Below are 4,589 nucleotides of genomic sequence, written 5' to 3'. Positions count from 1 at the left end.
TGCGACTTAAGTAAGTAACCCTAATTCAAAATATGCTTAACCAATAAATCGACCGTTTCGAAAAAACTAATGGCACTTCTGGCTATGGCGAGCTTTTCATTTATCCCATTCAGAACTAATGCCGGCTGTACTGATACTTTTCGCGACACCATTGAGGTGGAGTGCTCGTCTGAGTCTGGCTCTGTTACCATCGATGATGTTGGGTATGGTTCTATTACTCGTGAAGGAAATACAAGTTCAACCGCGTATGCCACAGGTACCAAGAATTCTTTAAACAGAAAGATTGTAGGCCTTGCTTATTTCTCCTCAAAAACCTGACTATGATTAAAAAAGGAATAATACTCTTGGGGACTATAATGTTTGCTTGCTCCTCACCAGATAATGACAAAAAGCAATTGGAGCTTATAAAAAGCATCGATTCTTTTAACGAAGACACTTTCTTCTCCAAAGTTTCCGATATCCTCTCAGGTGAGAACGGGCTCTACTTCATTGACCAAAATCAGGCAGTTATTTTTCAAACTGACTTTGATTTAAACTATCAACGTCAATTTGGACAACCCGGCAGAGGTCCCTCTGAAATCTCCTCACCTCTTAATGGATACATAGACAACAGCGGTTTGTACATCTACGATTCCGGTAACGCTAAAATCATAAAATTCAATCCTCATGAGCCAGAAAACACACCTCCCATTGATTTATCTTTCAAGTACTTTGATATTGGTCAGTTTATAGTTGAAGATGGTCAGGTCATTTTCAACTCCAGAAGAAATACCGAGAACCCGATCATTGTTCACGATTTCGCAATAAACGAAGCTACCAGAATGTTTGGCTCTCCGGCTGACAAATCTTTAAACGTACCCAAAAGGCACATCGAAAAATTGAGAGACAACCTCCTCACCATCTATGCTGAAAACCTTCCTGTGATTGAAGAATATAATAATGAGTGTGACTTGGTGAATAAATATGACTTTAGTGAATTGAAAATATACTCAGACCTTTTAGCTGTCGACAACATGTCTGGACTTCAGATTAAAGGTGCTGTTCAGCCTCTTACAGTGTACAAAAATGTGATTTGGGAGTCTAAGCTAATTGACGAAAAACTGTACCTCTTGAGTCTTTCTAAAAAATCAGAAACTGAGGTAAAGAGTAACTCCATAGTGGTTTTGGATTGCTCTAATAATACGATTAAGTATTCTCACACATTGGAATTGCCTCAAAAAGGCTGGTATTCCAGGTTTGAAGTTTTGCCTACTAATAAAATAGTGGCTTTTGATGAAGTAAATGGAACTCTCGACTTGTTCGAAATGACTAATTGAGATTATTTTTATTTGTGAACAGACCTATATTTTACCTTCTGAGTGCCGCTCTTCTGCTTAACTCTTTAAAGAGTTTTTCTCAAGATCTATTTTACATACCAAGAACCAGCGATGAATACATAGTTCTTCAGCAGTCAGAAAATAATTATTCCATTACTACGTGCCGAATTAATGGCGAAATCCTGAGCAAGCAGGAGTTCAGCAAAGCCAGCCATCTGACCATCAGAGGTTTTCAACAGGTTTCCGAAAACGAATTCTATCTGGATTTAAAAGATAAAGGCATTCGAATGACTTTATCTGAAGGTGCATACCGCATTCAAGAAGAAGTGCAACCCCAAAAAGCCAGTAATGGGCTTCTCAATCATTTCTACTTTTCTAATGATCAGAAAGCTGTACTATTTGAGATTACAGAGGCGAATCAGGCGTTTGCTTCCTTTTTTAATAGAGCCGGAAAGATACTCTCTCGAGATCAGTCCTCTTTTAATGTCACCACCAATAAATTCGAATCAGAAGCATGGCCCGGCTTCATTTATAAGCCGCAAACCAACATTATTACTCTCAACACATTCTCAAACAACATATGGTTTAGTTTGGACCTTAACCACAATAAGTTCACTCAGCACTTTTATGGTAGACTTGCAGATGGTAAGCAGGGGTTACTTTATCGTATGTATGATCGAATAAATGAACTGGAGTTTCTGCTTGTGGTCAATGAAAAGGAATGTGAAGTACATCAAGTCCCTGATTTCAATCGGGTTATTTTCTTAAAAGGAGATCAGTTTCTTTTGGGAAAAGCTCCAAAGAAGCCTGAGTTCATCATTGGCCAATGTGCTTATCTGAAGAAAGAAAACTCAATTTTGCTGGAGAAGATATGCTTTTAACTAAACATCTTAAAGCTGTCCATAATGAATTAATTTAGCTTCAACTTTGCTTAACCGTTGATATGCTAAAATTTCAGATTTCATATAAAAACCCACTCACCCACATTCTTAAACTAAAGCTTGAGATTGATAAAATTTATGGTGGTCAAGTAAACCTCAAACTTCCGGTTTGGAGACCCGGGAGATACGAAATTCAAAACTTTCCAAAACGTATTAGAGGATTCAAAGTAGCTGATAACAGAGGCAAGCAGCTCTCTTTTAAGAAAACAGCAAAAGACACATGGACAATAGACATACAAGAGAGAACATCTCTTACTGTTGAGTATGAATACTTTGCCGGTCTATTAGATGGAGGAAATACCTGGCTAGACGATGAGCAACTTTATGTTAATCCTATTAACTGTTGCATGTACGAAGCCTCATCAATGAATGAGGAGATAGAGATTGAATTGGACTTACCTCAGGACTACACAATAGCATCGGGGCTAAAACCGAATGGCAATCATAAACTCACGGCTAAATCTTACTATCAATTGGTCGACAGCCCAATTTTTGCGAGTGCAAGTTTAAGAACGGTTGGATATACAGTAGGAGGACACGAATTTTTTATTCACATTCAGGGTGATGTCCCTCAAACTGATGAAGAACTGATTGCGGACTTTAAGCCATTTACCGAAAAGCAGATGGAGGTAATGGGCGGATTTCCGTGCCGGCACTATCACTTTCTAATTCAGAGTCTACCATACAAGGCTTACCATGGTGTGGAGCACTGGAACTCAACCGTAATCTGTTTAGGTCCATCGGAAGATTTGGGCAAACGAGAGCTTTACAAAGAACTTTTGGGAGTAAGTTCTCATGAGCTATTTCATACCTGGAATGTAATAAGGCTTAGGCCAAAAGAGATGGTGCCCTACAATTTTAGTGGTGAGAATTATCATGAAACGGGATTTGTAACGGAGGGCATTACTACATACTATGGAGATTTATTTCTAGTGCGTTCGGGAGTATTTTCGGTAGAAGAATACATGACCGAACTAAACAAACTGCTCAAAAGACACTATGAAAATGAGGGTCGTAAGTCCTATTCAGTAGCTCAGTCATCTTTCGATCTGTGGCTCGATGGCTACGAGCGAGGTGTTCCGGGCCGAAAAGTTTCTATTTACAATGAAGGGGCACTAGCGGCACTTATTCTTGACCTTAGCATACGCCAAAAATTTAATAACGCTCGCTCTTTAGATGATGTAATGCGTTTGCTGTGGCAGCATCGTGGTAAGGATATGAGTGGATATACGCTTGCGGATTACCAATTGGCCGCAGAAAGTGTATACGAAGGCTCTCTGGAAACATACTTTGAGCAAATCATTCTGGGCACACACCCCTATGAGCATTACCTGGCACCTCTTCTGGAGTGGGTTGGGCTAGATTTTAAAAAGAAAGATGCTGAAAAGGTTGAAGAGCGGCTATTTGGCTTTAGGCTACTTGAAAACCGGGTCGATATGATTGCCGAAAACTCTCCCGCAGAACTTGGCCTTTGCCTGAACGATTTAGTCGTAAGTATAAACGGAAAAAAACCTACAGAGACTATTGAGGCCTGTAACCTACTGAATCTGGAAGTTCAGCGAATGGGAGTTACTAAAAACGTAACCCTTAGAAATACAAACAGCCAGTATTTTCAGGTATATGAAGTGCAACCCAAGGCCAATATGAACGAACATGACCAACACTTACTTTGCGGCTGGCTGGAGTTAAAATAAGAACTGCTCCGGCTCATGAGGTCTAAATTAAGACGCAACCATGAGCCGAAGCAGTTGGATTAAGAATCTTAGGACAGACGGCTAGTTAAATCGGCTGTCGTCTATTCCTTTATTAATTTTCACTTCCTGGGTTACAAACTCCAGAGCTACCGGCAATTGAGGAGACTTGACAATAATCTTTTTGGGCAGCATTATGCCTTCGTAGCTAGTGTAATCAGTATAACTAACAGTACCGCCCTGGGCTCCCATGTCGGTCTGAATTTTAAGACCCGAGGTGGTATCGTAATATTCAATTACAGTGAAGCCGTCAACCGATACATCGATACGATGAGCATCTTTGCCTTCCACTTTCTTAATACCCTTGTATTCTGCTTCAAAGCCTATTTTGTCATAGAATCGTTCGGCAAAGAGTATGGCAGAGTATTTTAAGGCCCCCAACTGAGGCCCGGTAACAGGCATGGTTTGACCACCAACTACAATCTTGCCTTCACCGGAATTATAAATTTGTTTTTGCTCACCCATCATTGGGGCAGCGGTTACATCTACAAACTTATCGGGTGCTTTCTGATAGACCGTTCTGGTTATATCCATAGACTGCCCGCCCATGCTCAATGTAGCGTTGGCTTTATATTCCAATG

General features: G+C 40.2%; 4 protein-coding genes and 1 pseudogene. 4 read left to right on the top strand and 1 reads right to left on the bottom strand.

What is annotated here, in order from left to right; all coding sequences use genetic code 11:
* Positions 1-69: 69 nt before the first annotated feature.
* From B3763_RS10155 to B3763_RS10140, 4 genes are all read left to right on the top strand, one after another.
* A complete protein-coding gene (locus B3763_RS10155) occupies positions 70-318 on the top strand; it encodes a hypothetical protein (RefSeq protein WP_286746183.1) in 249 nt (82 codons plus the stop codon).
* Positions 319-320: 2 nt separating this feature from the next.
* The gene (locus tag B3763_RS10150; RefSeq protein ID WP_286746181.1) at positions 321-1,316 is read left to right on the top strand and encodes a 6-bladed beta-propeller; all 996 of its coding nucleotides are present in this window, start codon (positions 321-323) and stop codon (positions 1,314-1,316) included.
* Between the two features lie 14 nt (positions 1,317-1,330).
* On the top strand, positions 1,331-2,197 hold the full coding sequence (locus tag B3763_RS10145) for a hypothetical protein (RefSeq protein ID WP_286746179.1): 867 nt from the start codon (positions 1,331-1,333) through the stop codon (positions 2,195-2,197).
* Between the two features lie 62 nt (positions 2,198-2,259).
* Positions 2,260-3,951, top strand: a complete 1,692-nt coding sequence (locus B3763_RS10140) for a M61 family metallopeptidase (protein ID WP_286746177.1) — start codon at positions 2,260-2,262, stop codon at positions 3,949-3,951.
* Positions 3,952-4,032: 81 nt separating this feature from the next.
* On the opposite strand, the pseudogene B3763_RS10135 reads toward B3763_RS10140, so the two are convergent.
* Positions 4,033-4,589 (bottom strand): annotated as a pseudogene (locus tag B3763_RS10135) (hypothetical protein); the annotation flags it as partial.

Origin of the sequence: Roseivirga sp. UBA1976, assembly GCF_002336325.1 — a bacterium.
GTDB lineage: Bacteria > Bacteroidota > Bacteroidia > Cytophagales > Cyclobacteriaceae > Roseivirga > Roseivirga thermotolerans.
The sequence above is the reverse complement of the archived record's forward strand: the minus strand, read 5'-3'. Positions and strand labels throughout refer to the sequence as shown.